The organism is Streptococcus sp. 27098_8_86, assembly GCF_041432595.1.
In the GTDB taxonomy this organism is placed as follows: domain Bacteria; phylum Bacillota; class Bacilli; order Lactobacillales; family Streptococcaceae; genus Streptococcus; species Streptococcus pneumoniae_F.
This window is the reverse complement of the sequence record NZ_JAPVZW010000007.1, coordinates 1-24,037: the sequence shown is the minus strand read 5'-3', so window position 1 is coordinate 24,037 and position 24,037 is coordinate 1. Positions and strand designations below refer to the sequence as shown.

Annotated in this window: 20 protein-coding genes and 3 pseudogenes; 16 read left to right on the top strand and 7 right to left on the bottom strand. The window is 39.6% G+C overall.

The annotated features are described in order from the left end of the window. Positions 1–265: 265 nt before the first annotated feature. On the bottom strand, positions 266–1,129 hold the full coding sequence (locus O3616_RS07185; RefSeq protein WP_371638492.1) for a helix-turn-helix domain-containing protein: 864 nt from the start codon (positions 1,127–1,129) through the stop codon (positions 266–268). Between the two features lie 184 nt (positions 1,130–1,313). Between O3616_RS07185 and O3616_RS07180 the strand changes: the two are divergent. The 7 genes and pseudogenes from O3616_RS07180 to O3616_RS07150 all read left to right on the top strand — a co-directional run. After that, positions 1,314–1,423 (top strand): annotated as a pseudogene (locus O3616_RS07180) (PhrA family quorum-sensing system peptide); the annotation flags it as partial. Positions 1,424–1,482: 59 nt separating this feature from the next. Next, a complete protein-coding gene (gene cbpJ, locus O3616_RS07175) occupies positions 1,483–2,472 on the top strand; it encodes a choline-binding protein CbpJ (protein WP_371638491.1) in 990 nt (329 codons plus the stop codon). A gap of 266 nt (positions 2,473–2,738) precedes the next feature. Next, positions 2,739–3,608 (top strand): aquaglyceroporin Gla, encoded by an 870-nt coding sequence (gene gla, locus O3616_RS07170; protein WP_125452235.1) that lies wholly within the window; start codon positions 2,739–2,741, stop codon positions 3,606–3,608. Positions 3,609–3,731: 123 nt separating this feature from the next. Then, positions 3,732–4,457 carry a CppA N-terminal domain-containing protein gene (locus O3616_RS07165; RefSeq protein WP_371638490.1) on the top strand — a complete coding sequence of 242 codons (726 nt, stop codon included), beginning with the start codon at positions 3,732–3,734 and terminating at the stop codon, positions 4,455–4,457. Then, positions 4,454–5,389, top strand: a complete 936-nt coding sequence (locus O3616_RS07160) for a serine hydrolase domain-containing protein (protein WP_371638489.1) — start codon at positions 4,454–4,456, stop codon at positions 5,387–5,389. Before O3616_RS07165 ends, O3616_RS07160 begins: the two co-directional genes overlap by 4 nt. 8 nt (positions 5,390–5,397) lie before the next feature. After that, positions 5,398–6,294, top strand: coding sequence for a DMT family transporter (locus O3616_RS07155; protein WP_371638488.1), 897 nt, complete (start codon positions 5,398–5,400; stop codon positions 6,292–6,294). A gap of 153 nt (positions 6,295–6,447) precedes the next feature. Next, the gene (locus O3616_RS07150; protein ID WP_261266979.1) at positions 6,448–7,206 is read left to right on the top strand and encodes a CPBP family intramembrane glutamic endopeptidase; all 759 of its coding nucleotides are present in this window, start codon (positions 6,448–6,450) and stop codon (positions 7,204–7,206) included. Between the two features lie 52 nt (positions 7,207–7,258). Here O3616_RS07150 and O3616_RS07145 read toward each other — a convergent pair whose 3' ends face one another. Together O3616_RS07145 and rsmG are read right to left on the bottom strand one after the other, a co-directional pair. After that, complete coding sequence (locus tag O3616_RS07145) at positions 7,259–8,542, bottom strand: uracil-xanthine permease family protein (RefSeq protein WP_371638487.1); 1,284 nt, start codon at positions 8,540–8,542, stop codon at positions 7,259–7,261. A 301-nt stretch (positions 8,543–8,843) separates the two neighbouring features. Continuing rightward, positions 8,844–9,557, bottom strand: a complete 714-nt coding sequence (gene rsmG, locus O3616_RS07140; protein WP_049486733.1) for a 16S rRNA (guanine(527)-N(7))-methyltransferase RsmG — start codon at positions 9,555–9,557, stop codon at positions 8,844–8,846. Between the two features lie 93 nt (positions 9,558–9,650). On the opposite strand from rsmG, the gene O3616_RS07135 reads away from it, so the two are divergent. Both O3616_RS07135 and htpX read left to right on the top strand, forming a co-directional pair. Further along, positions 9,651–10,211 (top strand): LemA family protein, encoded by a 561-nt coding sequence (locus tag O3616_RS07135; protein ID WP_371638486.1) that lies wholly within the window; start codon positions 9,651–9,653, stop codon positions 10,209–10,211. Position 10,212: 1 nt separating this feature from the next. Then, complete coding sequence (gene htpX, locus O3616_RS07130) at positions 10,213–11,112, top strand: zinc metalloprotease HtpX (protein ID WP_261026747.1); 900 nt, start codon at positions 10,213–10,215, stop codon at positions 11,110–11,112. Between the two features lie 44 nt (positions 11,113–11,156). Here the strand turns inward: htpX and O3616_RS07125 are convergent, their stop codons facing one another. Both O3616_RS07125 and O3616_RS07120 read right to left on the bottom strand, forming a co-directional pair. Continuing rightward, the gene (locus O3616_RS07125; protein WP_371638484.1) at positions 11,157–12,716 is read right to left on the bottom strand and encodes an ATP-binding cassette domain-containing protein; all 1,560 of its coding nucleotides are present in this window, start codon (positions 12,714–12,716) and stop codon (positions 11,157–11,159) included. 330 nt (positions 12,717–13,046) lie between these two features. Beyond that, a pseudogene (locus tag O3616_RS07120) lies at positions 13,047–13,375 on the bottom strand (helicase BlpT). Between the two features lie 168 nt (positions 13,376–13,543). Between O3616_RS07120 and O3616_RS07115 the strand changes: the two are divergent. From O3616_RS07115 to O3616_RS07085, 7 genes and pseudogenes are all read left to right on the top strand, one after another. Next, positions 13,544–14,086, top strand: coding sequence for a DUF177 domain-containing protein (locus O3616_RS07115; protein ID WP_371638483.1), 543 nt, complete (start codon positions 13,544–13,546; stop codon positions 14,084–14,086). Beyond that, positions 14,086–14,715 (top strand): endonuclease III, encoded by a 630-nt coding sequence (nth, locus tag O3616_RS07110; protein WP_371638482.1) that lies wholly within the window; start codon positions 14,086–14,088, stop codon positions 14,713–14,715. Before O3616_RS07115 ends, nth begins: the two co-directional genes overlap by 1 nt. A 210-nt stretch (positions 14,716–14,925) precedes the next feature. Next, positions 14,926–15,447, top strand: coding sequence for a bifunctional pyr operon transcriptional regulator/uracil phosphoribosyltransferase PyrR (gene pyrR / locus O3616_RS07105; RefSeq protein WP_000850023.1), 522 nt, complete (start codon positions 14,926–14,928; stop codon positions 15,445–15,447). 18 nt (positions 15,448–15,465) lie between these two features. Beyond that, on the top strand, positions 15,466–16,389 hold the full coding sequence (locus O3616_RS07100; RefSeq protein WP_004260121.1) for an aspartate carbamoyltransferase catalytic subunit: 924 nt from the start codon (positions 15,466–15,468) through the stop codon (positions 16,387–16,389). Between the two features lie 49 nt (positions 16,390–16,438). Continuing rightward, a complete protein-coding gene (locus tag O3616_RS07095; RefSeq protein ID WP_000166853.1) occupies positions 16,439–17,518 on the top strand; it encodes a carbamoyl phosphate synthase small subunit in 1,080 nt (359 codons plus the stop codon). 336 nt (positions 17,519–17,854) lie between these two features. Then, positions 17,855–21,031, top strand: coding sequence for a carbamoyl-phosphate synthase large subunit (gene carB / locus O3616_RS07090; RefSeq protein ID WP_371638481.1), 3,177 nt, complete (start codon positions 17,855–17,857; stop codon positions 21,029–21,031). 215 nt (positions 21,032–21,246) lie between these two features. Beyond that, positions 21,247–22,569: pseudogene (locus O3616_RS07085) on the top strand (Nramp family divalent metal transporter). Positions 22,570–23,304: 735 nt separating this feature from the next. Here O3616_RS07085 and O3616_RS07080 read toward each other — a convergent pair. Both O3616_RS07080 and O3616_RS07075 read right to left on the bottom strand, forming a co-directional pair. Next, positions 23,305–23,655: a type II toxin-antitoxin system RelE/ParE family toxin gene (locus tag O3616_RS07080; protein ID WP_125429707.1), complete on the bottom strand. Its 351-nt coding sequence runs from the start codon at positions 23,653–23,655 to the stop codon at positions 23,305–23,307. After that, a complete protein-coding gene (locus tag O3616_RS07075) occupies positions 23,645–23,929 on the bottom strand; it encodes a type II toxin-antitoxin system RelB/DinJ family antitoxin (protein ID WP_049487667.1) in 285 nt (94 codons plus the stop codon). Before O3616_RS07075 ends, O3616_RS07080 begins: the two co-directional genes overlap by 11 nt. Positions 23,930–24,037 lie beyond the last annotated feature (108 nt).

The window sequence follows — 24,037 nt, the reverse complement described above, 5'->3', positions numbered from 1 at the left end:
TTTGTTTTGTCTGATAAAAAATAAGAGCATCCTAACAAGGTAGCTATCATAAGATTCGTTTGGAAATTATAGTGAACTGAATCTGAAGTAGTAGACTGTAGTTCCTAAAGCATTGTTGGAACTTAGTTTGAGTTTCCTAATCAATTTGTTTAGTTTTTTTATTATGTGACTATTAGTCACATAATTATAAGGCTGATAGCATTAATTTCACTATCAGCCTTACAGGTTATTTAACGTTTCAGAAAAACTATAATGTCAAGATTAACTAAACAGTATCTAATTCTTTCAAATAATTTTCTATCTTCATCAACATTAAAGGATTGTTATAAATCTTACATAACTCTCTTGCTTCTATATAATAATTTTTGACTTGTTCTTTGTCTAGAAATTTGGCTCCAGCATTTCCTACAAGAATAAGTAGAGGAGCCAGTTGGTAGCTTGTCTGTCTTTGTTTACAGAGTTCAATCGTCTCAAGAGCTTCTTGGATGGCTTCATTATATTTTTCCTTTGATACTAGGTAGTGAGAGTAGTTGTAACGAACTCTGATGTAGCCAAATAAAAACTCTTGATGCTCAAAATTTTTTGTCTGATATAACTCCATCAAATGAGAGTAGTTTGCCTCATATTCTTGTTCACGACCCACTAAGGAATAGAAATTAGATAGAGTATTCAATGCCTTTAAATAAATCAGAGTATTTGAGGAGACTTTTAATAATATATTTTCCAATGAAGAAATAGCCTCACACTTACTGTCATATTGATAGAAGTCAATAATAGCTTTAATCCATTCAAGGTAAGTTCGGTCTTCTAATGTTAGAAAAGTGCTTCGTTCAGTCTCTATTTTATAAAGATATTCTAAATCGTCATAATTTCTATCATCTAATAAGCTAGCAGATAATTGCTTGAAGTTAGAGAGGTTAGACTTAACTTCGATTTGTTCATTAAAAAAGTAATCCAAAGGGACTTCAAGTCGTTGAGAGAGTTTGAATAACAAGTCTGCGGAGGGAATAAAATGACCTCTTTCAATTTTACTAATCTGACTTTGTTCACAAATTCCTTCTGCAAGAGTTTGTTGGGAGAGACCTAACTCTTTTCTCTTTACTCTGAATTTCTCAGCGAGTATATTCATAAAAAATATTATTCCTTTCTACTTAACTTAATTATATTTCTTTTAGTTAAAAATAGCAAATCTGGAATAAAAAATGTTTGTGTGTAATAATATAAAAAAATAGTCAAAATGAACATAAAAAACTTGACTGATTTTCATATATGTGTTAGAATTAAGCAGAAAGAAAGGAGGTTCACAATATAAGATGAAGAGAAATCGTGGAATTAAAAAATAGTTATATTTGTATTACTAAGTGTTCTTGCATTTGGTAATACAATTTCCTATCAACAGTTTGTTCAGAAGAATAGACAAGTGGTAAGGTTTATAACTTCTCCTCATCTGGTGTGTTAATTTAATATTGGAGGTATATATAAATGAAACTTTTGAAAAAAACTATGCAAGTTGGACTAACAGCAATTTTCTTTGGTTTGCTAGCAACAAGTGCAGTATTGGCGGATGATGTTGATTCAGAAGGTTGGAAATTTGTCCAAGAAAATGGTAGAACCTACTACAAGAAGGGGGAACTCAAAGAAACCTACTGGCGAGTGATTGATGGCAAGACCTATTATTTTGATTATAATGGCGAAATGGTTGTTGGTTGGCAATACATTCCAATGCCAGTTAAAGGATATACAATTGGTCCTTACCCTAATGGCATAAGATTAGAAGGTTCCCCAATGCCAGAATGGTACTACTTTGACAAAAATGGAGTGCTACAAGAGTTTGTTGGTTGGCAACAATTAGAGCTAAAAGATTCCTTAACCGTTGGGAGAAAACATGGTGAAGGCTGGGAAGGTCCCGAAGTTCTTAAATTAGCATACTACTACTTTGATCAAGATCATTCTTTAAAGACAGGTTGGCTTTATGATCAATCTAATTGGTATTACCTAGCAAAAACAGGAAATTCTGGGAATAAGAATCTTGGTGGTGAGAAACGTTCTGGTTGGATTCAAGATGCTTCCACTTGGTACTATCTAGATTCAGAAACTGGTATCATGCAAACTGGTTGGAAGCAAATTGGCAATAAGTGGTACTACCTCCGTTCATCAGGAGCTATGACAACTGGCTGGTATCAGGAAGGCTCAACTTGGTACTATTTAGATGCTGAAAATGGCGATATGAAAACAGGCTGGCAATATCTTGGTAACAAATGGTACTATCTCCGTTCATCAGGAGCTATGGCAACTGGTTGGTATCAAGATGGTTCAACTTGGTACTACCTAAATGCAAGTAATGGAGATATGAAGACAGGTTGGTTCCAGTTCAATGGCAAATGGTACTATGCTTACAGCTCAGGAGCTCTAGCTGTTAATACCACAGTAGATGGTTACTACGTAAACTATAATGGTGAGTGGGTTAAGTAACGAATGCTAATCGTAACTGTAGTTGATACTTAACATAGTAAAAAGGTTTTTTTCTACCATTTGTTAACTCTATCAATTTTTAAGAATTAAATGAGTCAAGACAGTAGCTATTCAGTATGTTTATCTACTGTAGTAGGTTGAAGAAAAGCTAATAGTCACATAATAAAACCGCTTTCTCATATATTCTTTTAGAAAACCTGTTGATAAAAGAAATAAAAATTGATAGAATAGGGATTGTCTAAAAAATATTAAGGAGAATCTGTCAAATGGATTTTACATGGGCTATTAAATATGCCACTGAATTCTTGGGAACTGCTATTTTGATCATTCTTGGTAATGGTGCAGTTGCTAACGTTGAACTTAAAGGTACGAAAGGTCACCAAAGTGGCTGGCTCGTTATTGCTGTTGGTTACGGTATGGGGGTTATGATTCCAGCTTTGATGTTTGGTAATGTATCAGGTAACCACATCAACCCAGCCTTCACTCTTGGACTTGCAATCAGCGGTCTCTTCCCTTGGGCACAGGTAGCGCCTTATATCCTTGCACAAGTTTTGGGTGCTATCTTTGGTCAAGCCTTGGTTGTGGCAACACACCGCCCATACTACTTGAAAACTGAAAATCCAAACAACATCTTGGGTACTTTCTCAACAATCTCAAGTTTGGATCAAGGTACAAAAGAATCACGCTTTGCAGCAACTGTTAACGGTTTTGTAAATGAGTTTATTGGTTCATTTGTTCTTTTCTTTGCAGCTCTTGGATTGACTAAAAACTTCTTTGGTGCTGAGGTTCTTCAATACATGAAACAAATGGCTAGTCAAGCAGGCCAAACAGTTGACTTCTCTGATTTAGCAATTAAAGCTCAAACAGCACCTCATACAGCTTCTGGTCTTGGAATTGCTCACTTGGCACTTGGATTCCTTGTTATGGCCTTGGTAACATCACTTGGTGGACCTACAGGACCTGCCTTAAACCCAGCCCGTGACTTGGGGCCACGTCTCCTTCATGCTTTCCTTCCAAAATCAGTTCTTGGTGAGCACAAAGGCGATTCAAAATGGTGGTATTCTTGGGTACCAGTAGTAGCACCAATCGCAGCAGCAATTGCGGCAGTAGCTATCTTCAAATTCCTTTACCTATAAGAAATTGAAACCGAGGAAATCCTCGGTTTTTTAGATGAAATTTTACGAAAAAAAGGTAAATCTGAGCATAATTTCTTGTAAAAAATTCTAAAATCCTTTAAAATAAAAGAGTTGGAGGAATTTATGAATGTAAATCAGATTGTACGGATTATTCCTACTTTAAAAGTTAATAATAGAAAATTAAATGAAACATTTTATATTGAAACCCTTGGCATGAAGGCCTTGTTAGAAGAATCAGCCTTTCTATCACTAGGTGATCAAACAGGTCTAGAAAAGCTGGTTTTAGAAGAAGCTCCAAGTATGCGTACTCGTAAGGTGGAGGGAAGAAAAAAATTAGCTAGATTAATTGTCAAGGTGGAAAATCCCTTAGAAATTGAAGGAATCTTATCTAAAACAGATTCGATTCATCGCTTATATAAAGGTCAAAATGGCTACGCTTTTGAAATTTACTCTCCAGAAGATGATTTGGTTTTGATTCATGCGGAAGATGATAGAGAAAGTCTAGTAGAAGTAGGAGAAAAACCTGAATTTCAAACAGATTCGGAATCAATTTCTTTAAGTAAATTTGAGATTTCTATGGAATTACACCTCCCAACTGATATCGAAAGTTACTTGGGATCATCTGAAGTTGGGACATCACTTGGTTTTATCCCAGCTGAGGGGCAGGATTTGACTGTGGACAATTCGGTTACTTGGGACTTATCTATGCTCAAGTTCCTGGTCAGTGAACTAGATATAGCAAGTCTTCGCAAGAAATTTGAGTCTACCGAATATTTTATTCCTAAGTCTGAAAAATTCTTCCTTGGTAAAGATAGAAATAATGTTGAATTGTGGTTTGAAAAAGTATGAAGTTGACCAAGATTATTAAAAAAATAGAAGAACAAATCGAGGCAGGGATCTATCCCGGAGCCTCTTTTGCATATTTTAAGGACAATCAATGGACGGAGTTCTATTTAGGCCAGAGTGACCCAGAGCATGGCTTGCAGACAGAGGCAGGACTAGTTTACGACCTAGCCAGTGTCAGCAAGGTTGTTGGAGTTGGTACCGTTTTTACCTTCTTGTGGGAAAAAGGCAAATTAGATATTGATAGACCGGTAACAGATTTTTTAGCTGAAAGTGATTATCCAGACATCACTATTCGCCAGCTCTTGACTCACGCAACAGACCTTGATCCGTTTATTCCCAATCGTGATCTTTTAACAGATTCAGAATTAAAGGAAGCGATGTTTCATCTCAATAGACGAAATCAGCTAGCCTTTCTTTATTCGGATGTCCATTTTTTGCTGTTAGGTTTTGTTTTGGAAAGAATCTTTGATAAGGATTTGGATGTGATTTTAGAGGAGCAAGTTTTTAAATCTTGGGGAATGATGGAAACCCAGTTTGGTCCTGTTGAGTTTGCTGTTCCAACAGTCAGAGGTGTGGAAGCAGGTCTAGTGCATGATCCCAAAGCTCGTCTCCTGGGCAGACATGCAGGTAGTGCTGGTTTATTTTCGACTGTAAAGGATTTACAAATCTTTTTAGAACACTATTTAGCAGATGAGTTTGCAAGAAATTTGAGTCAAAATTTTTCTCCTTTGGATGACAAGGAACGTTCTTTGGCATGGAATTTGGAAGGAGATTGGCTAGACCATACGGGTTATACAGGTACCTTTATCATGTGGAATCGTCAGAAGCAAGTAGCGGCTATCTTCCTATCGAATCGTACCTATGAAAAGGATGAGCGGGCTCAATGGATATTAGACCGCAATCAAGTGATGGACTTGATTCGCAAAGAAGAGTAAGGAGAGACATGTCAAACAGTTTAAAAGGGATTCTATTAACAGTTGTGGCTGGGATTGCTTGGGGCTTGTCAGGAACGAGTGGCCAATACCTGATGGCGCACGGAATTTCGGCTCTGGTTTTGACCAACTTGCGTCTTTTAATCGCTGGTGGAATTCTCATGCTCTTGGCTTATGCTACTGCAAAGGAGAAAATGCTGGCCTTTTTAAAGGATAGAAAGAGTTTGTTGTCTCTTCTTATTTTTGCTCTGATTGGCCTCTTCCTCAATCAATTTGCCTATCTAACTGCTATTCAGGAGACCAATGCAGGTACCGCGACAGTGCTTCAGTATGTTTGTCCTGTCGGAATTTTGATTTATAGCTGTATCAAGGATAAGGTGGCGCCGACACTGGGAGAGATTGTTTCTATCATATTAGCCATTGGAGGGACCTTCCTGATCGCAACTCATGGGCAGTTGGACCAGTTATCCATGACACCTGCAGGCCTGTTCTGGGGTCTCTTTTCTGCTCTGACTTACGCACTTTATATCATTTTGCCCATAGCCTTGATTAAGAAGTGGGGGAGCAGCTTGGTCATTGGTGTGGGAATGGTCATAGCAGGTTTGGTCGCCCTTCCTTTTACAGGAGTTCTACAGACTGCTATCCCAACTAGTCTTGATTTTCTCCTCGCTTTTGCGGGTATTATCCTTATCGGAACTGTCTTTGCCTATACAGCTTTCCTTAAAGGAACCAGTCTGATAGGACCGGTCAAGTCAAGTTTGTTGGCTTCAATTGAACCAATCTCGGCGGTTTTCTTTGCCTTCCTAATTATGAATGAACAATTTTATCCTATTGATTTTCTTGGTATGGCAATGATTTTAATTGCAGTCACTTTGATTTCGTTGAAAGATTTATTGTTAGAGAAATAAACAAAAAAATGAAAGTAGATGATAACCACTCTCAAAGAGGGGTTATTTTTACTAATAAAAGCTTTTGAATCTAAATGAATTAATGAAATTTTATAAAAGTTTAAGCCTTTTTTCTTAAAATATTTATATGAGTATAGAATACCTGGAGAAAATATGAATATTTTTAAAAAAATACATCCATCTAAACCTCAAAAATACTTGAGATGGTTTGACATTGTGATTATTACGATCATAATGTTTGGTCAGTTTATAATTCGTTCAACCGAGCTATTTTTAGCAAATACGTTTCCAACGGGTGCATCAAGTACAGAAGGGACAGTTAGACAGGCTGCAAGCGAAGGTGCTGCTTATTTTAGTAATTTTACCCTGCAAACTATATTACTGGCTGTGACCTTACTCTATCTTTTGATTCGAAATTATGATTTTAAACAGCTTCCTATTCACTGGAATTGGTCCATTATCTTTTGGGTTCCATTTATATTTGCTTTAGTGGGATTGTTTGGAGACTTGGTTACAACTCTCACTGGTAAATATAATTACTTTAATCCAGACCTTTTTGCCTATATAGATTTCACGCAAATAATAGGGAAGTTCTTAGCTCTCAGCCCGATAGCGATTGCCTATGCCTTGCTAAATGGATTTTATGAAGAGTTTTTCTTTCTAGGTTTGTTAACTTCAGTGAAGGAAAAATACAAGTGGTTGGTTTTGCTTTATTCCACTATTATTCGTATTTCCTTCCACACCTATCAAGGATTAGTATGGGCTTTGGTAATCGGTGTAGTTTATGGCTTATTCTATTATTTCTTATACAAATATAAAATTAAAAATCTCCTTCCATTCTTTCTCATGCATGCTTTAGCAGATATGTTTGGTTCTAGCCTGATCTATCTATTGGTTGCTTGGGGGACTTAAAAATTAGAAAAGTCCACTCAGTTGTCTGAGCGGACTTTTTGTGTCAAGACGTTTAGTCTTTATTTTCGTATGGCAAGATTAAGTTCAAGATGATTCCTGTCATGGCTGATAGGGCAGTACCTGAAAGGGTAACTGGACCAAGTTTAAGGATAGCTCCTCCAAGTCCAAGTACCAACATAGCACTTGCGATGATTAGGTTACGCATTTGAGCGAAATCAACACGTTCTTTGATCAAGACTTTCAAACCGTTGCTGGCGATAACCCCATAGAGAAGGATTGACATACCACCAAGTACAGCATTTGGAATGGTTGAAATCAAGGCAGTGAATTTACCAAGGAAGCTAAGGGCAATCGCGATAAAGGCAGCGTTACGGATAACTGAGACAGAAGCGATACGAGTCATACCGATAACCCCTGTATTTTCTCCGTAAGTTGTATTTGCTGGTCCACCAAGGAAGGCAGAAACAGAAGTTGCGATACCGTCACCAAGAAGAGTACGGTGAAGACCTGGTTCTTTCAAGAATTGACGGCCACAGATTTGACCCAAAACAGTATGGTCTCCGATATGTTCAGAAATTGTTACAATAGCGATTGGCAAGATGGCGATGGTTTCTGGACCAAAGTAAAGATTGTATTCTTTAAAGGCACCACCTGTGCTAAATGGCAAGTAGAAACCAGGAATTTCGAACCAGTTGGCTTTAAGAACTGGTGTAAAGTCAACCAAACCAAGAGTTAGTGCGAAGAGGTAACCACCGATAATGGCAAAGAGGAATGGAATGATTCGTAGGAAGCCTTTTCCCTTTGTATTGATAAAGGCAGCAATTAGGAAAGTAACAACCGCTACAAGAGCATTTTTCCAGTTTCCATCAGCTACAAGACCAGCATTGGTAACAGCTGAACCTGCAAGTCCAAGACCGATAACGATAATCATAGGTCCGATGATGATTGGTGGCAAGAGTTTATCAATCCATTTTGTACCCGCAAAACGAACACTTGCAGCCACAAGGACATAGATAAAACCTGTAAGGATAACCCCTGTTTGGGCAGCAGATACATCACCACCCATTTCTTTCATAGCAAGCGACATAGCTGTGATAAAGGCGAATGATGATCCTAGATAAACTGGAACTCTAAAACCAGTTGCGATCATGTAGATGAGTGTTCCAACACCTGAAGCAAAAAGGGCAACAGATACAGGCATTCCCAAAATCAATGGTACCAAGATGGTCGCACCAAACATGGCGAAAACGTGTTGGAAACTAAGGAGAATTCCTTTTCCAGCAGAAGGACGTTGGTCAACGTCTAGTAACAAATCAACAGTTGATTCTTGTTTCATATAAACCTCACTTTTGGGCATCAAAAAAGAGCCCATTATTTTACAGCAATAGGCCCTCAGAGTAAGACTTCTCTAAAATCTAGACTTTAAAGAGTTTTAAATATTTCTGCGTCTTCGTCACCTCACGGGATGACATTAAAAACCTTTGCTTAGGATAGTATAGCAGAAAAAAATGATTTTGTAAATCATTTTTTCCCGAGCCCGAAAATAAGAGAGCGAGGTTGATTTTGTAAATCATTTTTTCCCGAGCCTAAAAATAAAAGAGCGAGGCTGACTTTGTAAATATTTTTTACTAAAAAATTTAAAGTGGGCGTTTGTTGGGCATGCCAGCCTTTCTTGGATATTTATTTGGTGTTTCTTTTTTCTTTTCTACCACTGAGATATAACGCGAATCTCCATTAGGTAGAGCGTAGCTGAGATTGTCTTCGACCTTACTAAAAAGGAGGTTGAGGGCATTCTTAGCTTCTAATAATTCCTCAGGCGCATTGCTGGCCTTGAGAGCCAATAGTTTTCCGCCAACTTTAAGGTAGGGAATAGTCAATTCAGACAAGACCTGCATACGGGCAACCGCACGAGCTGTTACAAAATCATATTGAGCACGGAAGTTTTTATCTTGTGCAAAATCTTCGGCACGTCCATGGTGGAAATGAACTCCGTTCAAATCCAGTTCTTGAGCCAACAGTTGGAGGAAGTTGATGCGCTTGTTGAGAGAATCAATGATGGTCACATCTAGCTGAGGATAGAGGATTTTCATAGGTAGACTAGGAAATCCTGCCCCGGCTCCAATATCAAGAAGTTTGATAGTTTCATTGGGAATCAAACCTTGAAGAATGGGTGCAATCGAATCGTAAAAATGTTTGAGATAAACTTCATCCTTGTCTGTAATAGCTGTTAGATTGATTTTTTCATTCCACTCGACCAAGAGTTCAAAATAACGTTCAAATTGTTTTTTTTGCTGGTCAGAAAGTGAAAGATTTTGCTCGGCAAGCAAGTTGTAAAATGTTTCTGGTTTCATAGTTTTTTCCTTCTTTAGTATCATCTTATTTTACCACAATCATTAAAAATTTGATATACTGGTACTAATCTAAAAGCAGAAAGGACTTATATAATGACTTGGATTATTCTTGGAGTTTTAGCTCTTATTGTTATTTTTGTGATTGTTAGCTATAACGGTTTGGTTAAGAATCGTATGCAAACAAAGGAGGCTTGGAGCCAAATTGATGTTCAGTTGAAACGTCGAAATGACCTCTTGCCAAACTTGATTGAGACTGTAAAAGGTTATGCTAAATATGAAGGTTCTACCCTTGAAAAGGTGGCAGAACTGCGTAACCAAGTGGCCGCAGCAACTTCACCAACAGAAGCTATGAAAGCTAGTGATGCCCTTACTCGTCAGGTTTCAGGTATTTTTGCAGTTGCAGAAAGCTATCCAGATTTGAAAGCTAGTGTCAACTTTGTTAAATTACAAGAGGAGTTGACCAATACAGAAAATAAAATTTCTTACTCTCGTCAACTCTACAACAGTGTTGTTAGCAACTACAATGTAAAATTAGAAACTTTCCCAAGCAATATTATCGCTGGAATGTTTGGATTTAAAGCAGCAGATTTCCTTCAAACTCCAGAAGAGGAAAAGGTAGTACCTAAAGTTGATTTTAGCGGTTTAGGTGACTAAGATGTTGTTTGATCAAATTGCAAGCAATAAACGAAAAACCTGGATTTTGTTGTTGGTATTTTTCCTACTCTTAGCTCTTGTTGGCTATGCGGTTGGTTACCTCTTTATGCGGTCTGGGATTGGTGGTTTGGTTATCGCACTGATTATCGGCTTTATCTATGCCTTGTCCATGATTTTTCAATCGACAGAGATTGTCATGTCCATGAATGGAGCGCGTGAGGTGGATGAGCAAACGGCACCAGACCTCTACCATGTAGTGGAAGATATGGCTATGGTGGCTCAGATTCCTATGCCTCGTGTTTTCATCATTGATGATCCAGCCTTAAATGCCTTTGCGACAGGTTCTAACCCTCAAAATGCGGCGGTTGCTGCGACGTCAGGTCTTCTAGCAATCATGAATCGTGAAGAACTAGAAGCTGTTATGGGACATGAAGTCAGTCATATTCGTAATTACGATATCCGCATTTCGACTATTGCTGTTGCCCTTGCTAGTGCTATCACCATGCTTTCTAGTATGGCAGGTCGTATGATGTGGTGGGGTGGCGCAGGTCGCAGACGAAGTGACGATGATAGAGATGGAAATGGCTTAGAAATCATTATGCTAGTGGTTTCCCTACTAGCCATTGTACTGGCCCCTCTTGCTGCAACCTTGGTGCAACTAGCTATTTCTCGTCAGAGGGAATTCCTAGCTGATGCTTCCAGTGTCGAGTTGACGCGCAATCCTCAAGGGATGATTAATGCCCTACGTAAGTTGGACAATAGCGAGCCGATGCATCACCATGTCGATGATGCCAGCAGCGCACTTTATATCAATGATCCCAAGAAAGGTGGAGGGTTCCAAAAACTCTTTTATACTCACCCACCTATCTCAGAACGTATTGAACGTTTAAAACAGATGTAAAAAGAATCCAGAGGTTGTCTCTGGATTTTTGTTATGTTACAAATTTATAAATCTTCTAAATTAACTACCTCCAAACCAAGCTCTGTCAAGCGATAGATGGTCGTACAGACTTCTTTTAAGAAACGTCTGTCATGCGAAACAGTGACGAGACCGCCTGGATAGGTTGCAAAGAGTTTTCTGATTTCGGGTTGAGAAGTGGGAGAAAAATTTCGTGTGGGTTCATCCAAAAGGAGAAAGTTTGGTTTGCGCAGGACTAAATCCAAAAGCAGGAGTTTTCCCTGTTGTCCGCCAGATAAGGAGCGAATTTGATGCTGCATTTCTGGATAACTGAAATTGAGACTGGCTAGGTGAGATTGGATTTTCTGTAGTTCCTCTTTTTCTCCAGTTTTGCTGAGATAGGCGATTGGAGATAAATCCAATTGCAGTTTTTTGTGGTAATCTTGTGGCATAAAACCAAGTGAAATCTCTCTTTTATCATTAAGAAGTTGCTTTAATTTGGCTAACAGAGTTGATTTTCCAATACCATTTGGCCCGATAATACCGATTTTTTCTTGGCCATAGACAGTTAGTTGTAGTTCCTGAGCCAAAATTCGGTCTCCGATGGACAAATTTTCTTTTTCCAGTTGGATTAAGACTTTAGAAGCCGGTAATGGTTGTATGTCTGAAAAGAAAAGTTGGATTTGTTCTTCTTCAAGTGGTTTTTGGGTCATGGACTGAGCTGTCTTTTCAATACGTTTTTCTTGAGAGAGAACATTTTTCATCTTTTTAGCCAATAGGCGACCTGCAGTACTGTCTTTAGTAGCTCGAAGCGCAGTTTCTACATTTTGCTTGACTCGTCGATGTTTTTCCATAGTTTTATCGTAGGCTCTTTGGTCGTTAGCAGCTTGCTGGCTTTGTCTGGCAAAATTAGCCTTTCTCTGCTCACTATAGCGATCATAGTCTAAATGCTCTACTAGCGTTTCCGCTTCTTTCCGGTGCTTGACCAGTCGCAAGTGGACAATAGTGTCTGCCGTTTCAGAAAGAAAGTCTTCATCATGGGAAATGAAAATAACAGTTTGCCTAATCTTGCGAATCTGACCTTTTAGCCAATCAACTGTTTCAAGGTCCAGGTCATTTGAAGGTTCATCTAAAAATAGAATCTCAAAGGGTTTGGCTAACTCATGGATGAGCTGAATTTTCAAAGCTTCGCCCCCTGATAGACTGCCAATCTCTTGGTCACTAGCAAAGCGATCACTATCAAAATGCAACTCTTCAGCTAAGCGATAAAGGATACTGTAGTCTAAATCAATAGAATCTAAAAATAAGTAGTCGTGTAGACTTCTCTTTTTCAGCTCCTCGGGGAGTTTTTGAGGAATGTAGGCTATTGATTGATAATCAGATTGAATGTCTCCCCTGATAGTGAAATCAGGCAAAGCTTCCCCCATTAAAGCTCGCAGCAAAGTTGACTTCCCATTTCCTTCTTCACCAATAATAGCAACCTTTTCCCCGTCTTGGATAGTCATGGTTAGGTCAGATACAAGATCTCGTAGATCTTTGTTTTGAGTGATAGTTAGATGATTGATTTTTATCATATTGTTGCCCTTTCTAGAATGTCGATAGTGCATAACAAAAAGCTCTACTTTATCTAGTAGAGCCCAAAGTCACTGTCAAAACTCTATTATCTTCGTTGAAAAACTCGTCAAACTAGCTTGGAGTTGCCTAACCCAACCCAAGAGGAGCATAGCTTTCTAGTTTTTTGATTTTCATAGATGATAAAGTACTAGAAAATCTAGTACAAAAAGAGCACACAAAAAGAGACAAAAACAAGATCTACTAAATAAAGTTCTTTATTCGATAGACTTAGTTGTTCATGTCTCCCTTACCTCCGAGTATTAGTACCTCTATCCTATACCTTTCAGGATATTTTGTCAACAGAAAACTGACAATTCTAATCTCTAAAATCCGAAAACAGGTCCATAGAGAGTCAGTACGTGTTTGACATGCTCGTAATGGAATTTGTCGTAGTTTCGCCAAGCAATGCGTGCTTGCTCGTTTAGTTTTAGGCTACCGAGACCTATCAGAAGACTGGTACGTTGATAAAATTTCTCAAGGTCTATTAAGATACTGTTGTTCAACTTTTCCGCTTTTTTGAGCTCTTGCAGAGTAGAATTTAGCAGCTCTTGCAGTCGAATATCATCTGCCGTACCCTTTTGCAGCTTTGGAAACTTTTATTTAACTCGGATAGGAGTTGGGTTGCATTAGTAATGAGTTCTTTGTCTTCCATATGAGCATCCTCCTTGCTCTGATGTATTATTGCCTATAGTATAGCACTAAAAAACAAAGATGTCATAGTAAATATGTTAAAAAATCGATTTTTAATTACAAAGTTTGGTGGGCTGTTTTGTAGCCTTTTCATGGTATAATCAAGAGAGTAAATCTTTATGGAGGAAGTATGAAATTAAATATTCAAGAGATTCGCAAGCAGTCTGAAGGCTTGCATTTTGAACAAACGTTAGATCTAGCCGCAGACCTGCGTGCACGCAATCAAGAAATTTTAGATGTGAAAGATATTCTTGCAGTTGGGAAAGTACAGTACGAAGACCGTATGTATTTCTTAGATTATCAACTATCTTATACTATTGTTCTTGCTTCAAGTCGCAGTATGGAACCAGTTGAGTTAGTTGAATCTTATCCAGTTACGGAAGTTTTCATGGAAGGTGCAACCAACCAACTAGATCAGGAAGTTTTAGACGATGATTTGGTCTTGCCTATCGAAAATGGAGAACTTAATCTTGCTGAGAGCGTGTCAGATAATATCCTTCTCAACATTCCTATCAAGGTCTTGACGGCTGAAGAAGAAGCTGGTCAAGGGTTTGTTTCTGGAAATGACTGGCAAATCATGACAGAGGAAGAATACCAAGCTCAACAAGCAGTCAAGAAAGAAGAAAACAGTCCTTTTGCTGGCTTACAAGGACTATTTGATGGAGACGAATAATGGTCTTGTCAAAAAAACGCGCACGAAAGGTGCTAGAAGAAATCATTTCCCTCTTCCCAGATGCCAAGCCTAGTCTTGATTTTACCAATCATTTTGAACTCTTGGTTGCGGTCATGTTGTCAGCCCAGACGACGGATGCTGCAGTAAATAAGGCTACGCCAGGCCTATTTGCTGCCTTTCCAACGCCCCAAGCCATGTCTGTGGCGACAGAGAATGAGATTGCTTCACACATTTCTCGTTTGGGATTGTATCGGAATAAGGCTAAATTCCTTAAAAAATGTGCTCAACAGTTATTAGACGATTTTGACGGTCAAGTGCCTCAGACTCGAGAGGAATTAGAGAGTCTAGCAGGTGTTGGTCGCAAGACAGCCAATGTTGTCATGAGTGTGGGCTTTGGGATTCCAGCCTTTGCAGTGGATACTCATGTGGAGCGTATTTGCAAACACCACGATATTGTCAAAAAATCAGCGACACCGCTTGAGGTGGAGAAGAGGGTTATGGATATTTTGCCACCTGAAAAATGGTTAGCAGCTCATCAGGCCATGATTTATTTCGGACGGGCTATCTGCCATCCTAAAAATCCAGAGTGTGACCAGTACCCACAATTATATGATTTTAGCAATTTATAAGATGGTGTACCAAAAGTTTTTGCTTGATTTTAAGCATGCTTTGTGCTATAGTATTTGATAACTAAATATTCCTTTAAACCTGTCCCGTGAGGCAGGCAAGGAGCGCGATAAAGTAGAAGGGTGAAGTCTATACTGTTTGCAGTAGGGCTCGCTTGGCTATACATTTCAAGTCTCCTTGTTTAAGGAGACTTTTCTTTTTGGAGGTTTGTCATGAAGACAAAAGAAGTTGTAGACGAATTGACTGTCAAACGAGCGATTACGCGTATTACTTATGAGATTATCGAACGCAACAAAGATTTGAATAAGATTGTCTTGGCTGGTATTAAAACTCGTGGTGTCTTTATTGCCCACCGTATCCAGGAACGTTTGGAGCAGTTAGAAAATCTTTCAGTTCCTGTTGTAGAATTGGATACCAAACCTTTCCGTGATGATGTTAAAAGTGGAGAAGATACTTCTTTGGTTTCTGTCGATGTGACAGACCGCGAAGTTATCTTGGTGGATGATGTGCTCTATACAGGTCGTACCATACGTGCTGCTATTGATAATATTGTCGGTCATGGCCGTCCTGCGCGCGTGAGTTTAGCTGTTCTAGTCGATCGTGGACATAGAGAATTGCCAATCCGTCCAGATTACGTTGGAAAGAATATCCCAACCAGTCGTTCTGAAGAAATCATCGTAGAGATGGCAGAACTTGATGGCCAAGACAGAGTTCTGATTACTGAAGAAGCTTAGAAAGCTAAAGGAGTAGCCATGTCAGAAAATCAACAAGCATTGAACCATGTGGTGTCCATGGAAGACCTCACTGTCGATCAAGTGATGAAATTGATCAAGCGAGGAATTGAGTTTAAAAACGGAGCTCAGCTTCCTTATGAAGACCATCCGATTGTTTCCAATCTTTTCTTTGAGGATTCTACACGGACGCATAAGTCCTTTGAAGTGGCAGAGATTAAACTGGGATTGGAGCGACTTGACTTTGATGTGAAGACTAGTTCAGTCAATAAGGGTGAGACACTTTATGATACCATTTTGACTCTGTCTGCTTTAGGAGTGGATGTCTGTGTGATTCGCCACCCTGAGGTTGACTACTACAGAGAGTTAATTGCAAGTCCAACGATTACGACTTCCATCATCAATGGTGGAGATGGGTCGGGCCAACACCCTAGCCAGAGCTTGCTTGATTTGATGACTATTTATGAGGAATTTGGTCACTTTGAGGGTCTTAAGGTTGCGATTGCAGGTGACTTGGACCACTCACGCGTTGCTAAATCCAATATGCAGATTTTGAAACGCTTGGGAGCTGAACTTTACTTTGCTGGACCTGAGGAATGGAGAAGTCAAGAGTTTGCAGACTATGGACAGTTTGTAACTATTGATGAAATCATTGATCAGGTGGATGTCATGATGTTTCTCCGTGTGCAACATGAACGCCATGATAGTGGAGCTGTCTTTTCAAAAGAAGACTACCATGCCCAACACGGCTTGACTCAAGAACGTTATGACCGTTTGAAAGAAACAGCAATCCTTATGCACCCAGCTCCAGTCAATCGTGATGTAGAAATCGCAGACCACTTGGTTGAAGCACCAAAATCACGGATTGTCCAACAAATGACCAATGGTGTCTTTGTTCGAATGGCAATCTTAGAATCCGTACTGGCGAGTAGAAACGCCAACTAAAACACAAGACGTTAAAAGACGCCAGTGAGCGTCCACGAGAGGTGAAAATATGACAAAAAGACTTCTAGTATTAGAAGATGGCACAGTTTTTGAAGGCAAGGCCTTCGGAGCAGATATCGATGTAACAGGTGAAATTGTCTTTAATACAGGTATGACTGGCTACCAAGAATCCATTACAGACCAGTCTTATAATGGACAAATCTTGACCTTTACTTATCCTTTGGTTGGAAACTATGGAATTAACCGTGATGATTACGAATCCATTATTCCAACTTGTAAGGGAGTCGTTGTTTTCGAAGAGGCACGTAGAGCAAGCAACTGGCGTAACCAAATGACCTTGGATGAATTCTTGAAAGCTAAGAAAATTCCAGGTATTTCAGGAATTGATACGCGTGCCCTTACCAAGATTATCCGTAAGCATGGTACGATGCGTGCAACCTTGACCCATGTTGGGGACAGCATGGACCATGTGACTGACCAACTCCAAGCGACAGTCTTGCCGACGGATAATATCAAGCAAGTTTCTACTAAAACATCCTATCCAGCTCCAGGAGTTGGTTTGAGTGTGGTGCTAGTGGACTTTGGTCTCAAGCACTCAATCTTACGTGAACTTTCGAAGCGCAACTGTAACGTGACGGTTGTTCCTTATTCAACAACGGCAGAAGAAATTCTCCATCTCAATCCTGACGGAGTTATGTTGTCAAACGGTCCAGGTAACCCAGAAGATGTTCCACAAGCACTTGACATGATTCGTGGTGTGCAAGGAAAAATTCCAATCTTTGGTATTTGTATGGGGCATCAACTCTTTGCAATGGCAAACGGGGCTAAGACCTACAAGATGAAGTTTGGTCACCGTGGATTCAACCATGCGGTACGTGAAATTGCTACAGGACGTGTGGATTTTACAAGTCAAAACCATGGTTATGCAGTTAGTCGTGAGGATTTGCCAGAACACTTGATTATTACCCATGAAGAAATCAATGATAAGTCAGTTGAAGGTGTACGTCACAGATACCAACCTGCTTTCTCTGTTCAATACCACCCAGACGCAGCCCCTGGTCCACACGACGCAAGCTACCTATTTGACGAGTTTATCGAGATGATGGAAGCTTTTAAACAATCAAACTAAGAGCGAGTAAATGCTTGTCGGAGAATTTATTTAATGTCGCCCTGAGAGGCGACGAATAGAAAGGCAGGTCGTTTCTTTTAGTCGCTATCAGGCGAACTAAAAACTCCCTGCACTAGATTTTTTACCGAAAAGTATCGTTTCGCTAAAAAATCGTCGGAGAATTTATTTAATGTCAACCCGAGAGTTGCCGAATAGAAAGGAGAAGATACATTGTTCGCGGAAGTGAACACGCCCTAAGAACTGTGTGAAAAAGATAAACATCGTCTTGACGCTGAAGGCGTCTGCACCGAATTTCCTATTTCCACTGTGTTCTTTACGGGCTTTGTATCATAAACTATGCCTAAACGTACTGATATTCAAAAAATTATGGTGATTGGTTCTGGTCCGATTATTATTGGCCAAGCTGCTGAGTTTGACTACGCTGGGACCCAGGCTTGCTTGTCGTTGAAAGAGGAAGGTTATGAGGTTGTTTTGGTTAACTCAAACCCTGCAACCATCATGACGGACAAGGAGATTGCTGATAAGGTTTATATTGAACCGATTACACTTGAGTTTGTGACACGTATTCTTCGTAAGGAACGTCCAGATGCCTTACTTCCAACCCTTGGTGGGCAAACTGGTCTTAATATGGCCATGGAATTGTCTAAAAATGGTATCCTCGATGAGCTTGGTGTTGAACTTCTGGGAACTAAATTATCTGCCATTGATCAAGCGGAGGACCGTGACCTCTTTAAACAATTGATGGAAGAATTGGAGCAACCAATTCCAGAATCTGAAATTGTCAACACAGTCGAAGAAGCTGTTGCCTTTGCAGCGACAATTGGTTACCCAGTCATCGTTCGTCCAGCCTTTACCCTAGGTGGTACTGGTGGTGGTATGTGTGCCAATGAGGAAGAATTGCGTGAAATCGCTGAAAATGGATTAAAATTGTCACCTGTTACCCAATGTTTGATTGAGCGTTCTATTGCAGGTTTCAAGGAAATCGAATACGAAGTGATGCGTGACTCAGCAGACAATGCTTTGGTTGTTTGTAACATGGAAAACTTTGACCCAGTCGGGATTCACACAGGGGATTCCATTGTATTTGCCCCTGCGCAAACCATGTCAGACTATGAAAACCAAATGCTACGTGACGCGAGCTTGAGCATCATTCGTGCCCTCAAGATTGAAGGTGGATGTAACGTTCAGCTAGCCCTTGATCCACACAGCTTCAAGTACTATGTCATCGAAGTAAACCCTCGTGTGTCGCGTTCTTCAGCCCTTGCTTCTAAGGCTACAGGTTACCCAATTGCTAAGTTGGCTGCAAAGATTGCAGTAGGTTTGACCTTGGATGAAGTTATCAACCCAGTTACAGGTTCAACCTATGCCATGTTTGAGCCTGCCCTTGACTACGTTGTTGCTAAGATTCCACGTTTCCCATTTGACAAGTTTGAAAAGGGTGAGCGCCGTCTTGGTACTCAAATGAAGGCGACTGGAGAAGTCATGGCGATTGGTCGTAACATCGAGGAATCTCTTCTTAAGGCTTGCCGCTCTCTTGAAATTGGGGTGCACCACAATGAAATGCCTGAACTTGCAGCAGTTTCTGATGATGCCTTGATTGAAAAAGTTGTCAAGGCCCAGGATGACCGTCTCTTCTACGTATCAGAAGCCATTCGTCGCGGCTACACACCAGAAGAAATTGCAGAGCTTACAAAAATCGATATCTTTTATCTGGATAAACTCTTGCATATCTTTGAAATTGAACAGGAGTTGGGAGCTCATCCACAAGATCTAGATGTTTTGAAAACGGCTAAACTAAATGGATTTTCAGACCGTAAGATTGCTGAACTCTGGAAAACGACTGCTGATCAAGTTCGTCAACTTCGCTTGGAAAACAAGATTGTTCCAGTTTATAAGATGGTAGATACTTGTGCGGCAGAGTTCGATTCTGAAACGCCATATTTCTATTCAACCTATGGTTGGGAAAACGAGTCTATCAAGTCTGATAAGGAATCCGTTCTAGTTCTAGGTTCTGGTCCAATCCGTATCGGTCAAGGGGTTGAGTTTGACTACGCAACTGTTCACTCGGTTAAGGCTATTCAGGCGGCTGGCTATGAAGCCATCATCATGAACTCAAACCCAGAGACCGTTTCAACAGACTTTTCTGTATCAGACAAGCTTTACTTTGAGCCATTGACATTCGAAGATGTTATGAATGTTATTGACTTGGAACAACCAAAGGGAGTTATCGTTCAGTTTGGTGGTCAAACAGCCATCAACCTTGCAGAGCCTTTGGCAAAAGCAGGTGTAACAATTCTGGGAACGCAAGTCGCTGACTTGGACCGTGCCGAAGACCGTGACCTCTTTGAGCAAGCTCTGAAAGACTTGGATATTCCACAGCCACCAGGACAAACAGCAACTAATGAAGAAGAAGCTGTGCTTGCTGCTCGCAAGATTGGCTTCCCAGTCCTCGTTCGTCCATCTTATGTCTTGGGTGGACGTGCCATGGAAATCGTAGAAAACGAAGAAGACCTTCGTTCTTACATGCGTACGGCTGTTAAGGCAAGCCCAGATCATCCAGTTCTTGTTGACTCTTACATCGTTGGTCAAGAGTGTGAAGTTGATGCCATCTCAGACGGTGAAAATGTCCTTATCCCTGGTATTATGGAGCATATCGAACGTGCCGGTGTCCACTCAGGTGACTCGATGGCCGTTTACCCACCACAAACCTTGTCGAAAAAGGTACAGGAAACCATCGCAGACTACACCAAACGTCTAGCAATTGGTCTTAACTGTCTTGGAATGATGAATATCCAGTTTGTTATCAAGGATGAAAAAGTCTACGTTATTGAGGTCAATCCACGTGCTAGCCGTACAGTGCCATTCCTTTCTAAGGTAACCAATATTCCTATGGCACAAGTAGCGACCAAGCTCATTCTGGGGCAAAATCTGGAAGAACTTGGCTACCAAGATGGCCTTTACCCTGAAAGTACTCGCGTTCATATCAAGGCACCAGTCTTCTCCTTTACCAAACTAGCTAAGGTAGACAGCTTGCTCGGTCCTGAAATGAAGTCAACAGGTGAAGTTATGGGCTCTGATACGACTCTAGAAAAAGCTCTCTATAAAGCTTTTGAAGCTTCTTACCTACACTTACCAACTTTTGGTAACGTTGTATTTACCATCGCTGATGATGCCAAAGAAGAAGCCTTGGACTTGGCTCGTCGTTTCCAAAATATTGGTTATGGAATCCTCGCGACAGAAGGGACAGCAGCCTTCTTTGCTAGTCATGGACTGCAAGCCCAACCTGTTGGTAAGATTGGTGATGATGATCAGGATATCCCAAGCTTTGTTCGCAAAGGGAAAATCCAAGCAATCATCAATACTGTCGGTACCAAACGAACTGCTGACGAAGATGGTGAGCAAATCCGTCGTTCAGCCATTGAACACGGTGTGCCCCTTTTCACAGCCCTAGATACAGCTAACGCCATGCTCAAAGTATTGGAAAGCCGTAGTTTTGTCACAGAAGCAATCTAGTTGAGAAAATTTTTCACAGTTTTAAAGCCAGCGTTTTCTGACGCTGGCTTTTGCAATACTGGTGTTGCTTATTTCAACCATTATGCTTTCCTGAAGAATCATTCCAAAATGTGATGTAATAAGACTAAATTAGAAATAGTAAACTATTTTCATCATTTTCTCAAAAACTCCATTAAGTAAATATGTAAAGATAAGATTAGGAAGTGAATATTCCGATGTCTTCTTACCAAAAGGTCTCTCTTTCTGAGATCAATCAATCTATTGAACCTCCGAATAACAATCATTTTGGTAGAATCTGAAAGAATTTTTATGTCCTGGAGCTCTTGTAGCAGTTGGTTATATGGGGCCTGAGAACTGGATTACCAGTGTTATTGGTGGCGCTTCCTACAAGCATAGTCTCCTATTTGTTATTTTGATTTCATCCATTATCTCCATGCAGTTACAACAAATGGCTGGAAAGCTCGGTATCGTGACTAGGATGGATTTAGCGCAGGCAACAGCTCATCATGGCCCCAAGTGGTTCCGCTATAGTCTATGGGTGATTTTAGAATTAGTTTTAATGGTGACAGACTTGGCTGAGGTTTTTGGTTCAGCGATTTCCTTAAATCTTTTGTTTGAAAAACCGATAAAGGTCGCTATCCTACTAACCGTTTTAGATGTATTTTTTTGCTTTTGTTGATGAAATTTGGCTTTAAGAAGATTGAAGCTATTGTTACAACCCTTATCTTAACCTCTTTTCTTATCTAGTGGCTTTATCTAATCCGAGTATGCAGAGGATCTTTGGTGGTTATTTGCCGACTTCGACTTTATTTGAAAGTCCCCTGCCAGGACATGAGGGTCAATTGACCTTGGCTTTAGGGATTGTAGGAGCGAAAGTCAGGCCCCATAATCTCTATCTTCATTCATCCTTACCCCAAATAAGGAAAATCAACCATAAGGATAAGAAAGATATTTGAAAAGCTGTTCGTTTTATGACCTGGGACTCAAATCTTCAGTTGTCCCTAGCCTTTATTGTCAATTCCTTGCTTCTTATTTTAGGGGCATCTCTCTTTTTTGGTCATGCATCTGAAATTTCGGCATTCTCCCAAATGTACAATGCTTTACAGGATTCGACAATAGCAGGAGCGATAGCCAGCTCAACTCTGTCAACTTTATTTGCTCTGGCTCTCTTAGCAAGTGGTCAAAATTCTACTATCACAGGTACCTTGACAGGACAAATCGTTATGGAAGGTTTCTTACATATGAAATTATCTCAGTGGATGATTCGTATCGGTACACGTATTTTTGACTTGCTTCCTGTGATCATAGTCGCTGTCTTGTTTGGACATCAAGAAAAAACCTTGGATCAGTTGTTGGTCTATTCACAGGTCTTTCTTTCCATCGCTCTTCCGTTTTCAATCTTCCCCTTAATCTATCTGACCTCTAAGAAGTCAGTGATGGGAGAATTTACCAATGCCAAGTGGAACACAATCCTAGGCTACGTAGTTTCAATCATCTTGACCATTCCCAATGTCAAGCTTCTTTTCGACATTTTTTAAATCTATTTAAATCAGGTCTCGGCATCAGCTTGAAGATTGATAAAGAAATAATAGCAGTGGTTGGTTTATAAAAATAAGAAACAAAAAAGAACAGCTGAAGCTGTCTTTTTATCATTATTTGAGACCGTATTTTACAAAAGTATACTCTGTAATATTTAAATCCTTATTAAATCAACGTTTCTAAAGGGAAAGTAACTGTAAAATATTATATATATGGCGTATTGTTAAACCAAGACGGTACCAAAAAGGTACCAAAAATTAAGGTTTCGGAGCTTATAAAATAAAGAAAGATGTCTCAGGTGTTTGAGATTTTTTTTGACAAGAAAAAACTCTTGAATATAATCCAAGAGTAAAACGAATAGGACCAGTGGTGGAGCGGGTTCTTTACAGCATAAAGCTGAAGGCAGTACCTAACCTGTACCTAAAACAAGTACCTTTGAGCAAACTGTTACCAGTCACCCGACATCATCCTATCCTTATCCATAGTTTAGTATAAATAAGAGAGAATGTCAACAATAATTTTTATTAACTTAGGTGTTTGTGATATTTGACTTCTCCTTGATTGATTTATTCCAATTTTACAAAGATATACTCTATAGTGTTTAAATCCTTATTAAATCAACGTTTCTAAAGGGAAAGTAGCTGTAAAATATTATATATATAGCGTATTGTTAAACCAAGACGGTACCAAAAATTAAGGTTTCGGAGCTTATAAAATAATGAAAGTTGTCTCAATCAGTTGAGCTGTTTTTTATTGTCTTTTTGTAGCAAAGTGACATAGTCACTTTTAGTGTGGAATAGGTGAGATAAAAAAACAGTGTTTCGTTTTTGATCGATGAAGTAAAGCAAAACATATTGGTCAATAATTTTTCCTCGTGTTGGATACTTGCTGTTAATTTTTATTCCGATTTTCTCATCAGCGTCAAAACCTGCTTCAGGAAAAATTTCTAAACTTTTTAAGCTGTCTAAAATTTTAGCCACAGTATTTTTGGCAGATTGAGGTGCTAGAAGTACCGTAGCTATATAGTCGTGTATATTGTCGATAGCTTCCTCTACCTCTTTTGAAGCTATCACGTTATAAGCCATAGCGTACCCTCATATTGTTTAGAGAAGTACCTTCTCCTGCCTCGTATTCTCTCAAGGCACGTTCAGATTGGGCTTGTAATTCCTTAATCAACTGTTCTCTATGTAGATCTTCGGCCGTCTTAATAGGCAAATCTTGTTCCAGGACTATTTGCTCCACAAATAAAGAAATAGCATCTGTCATTGTCATTCCCTTTTCCTTGATAATATTTCGAGCTTGTTCCATAGTAGCTTCATTCAGTTTAAAATTGTATTGTTTTGATAATGTTATAGCCATGATATATCTCCAATCTATACGTTATAGATTGATTATATACTAGATATAGATTTTAATCAAGAAAAAGAGGCTGGGACAATAGTCTCTTATCTTCAAAAAAGCAACGGA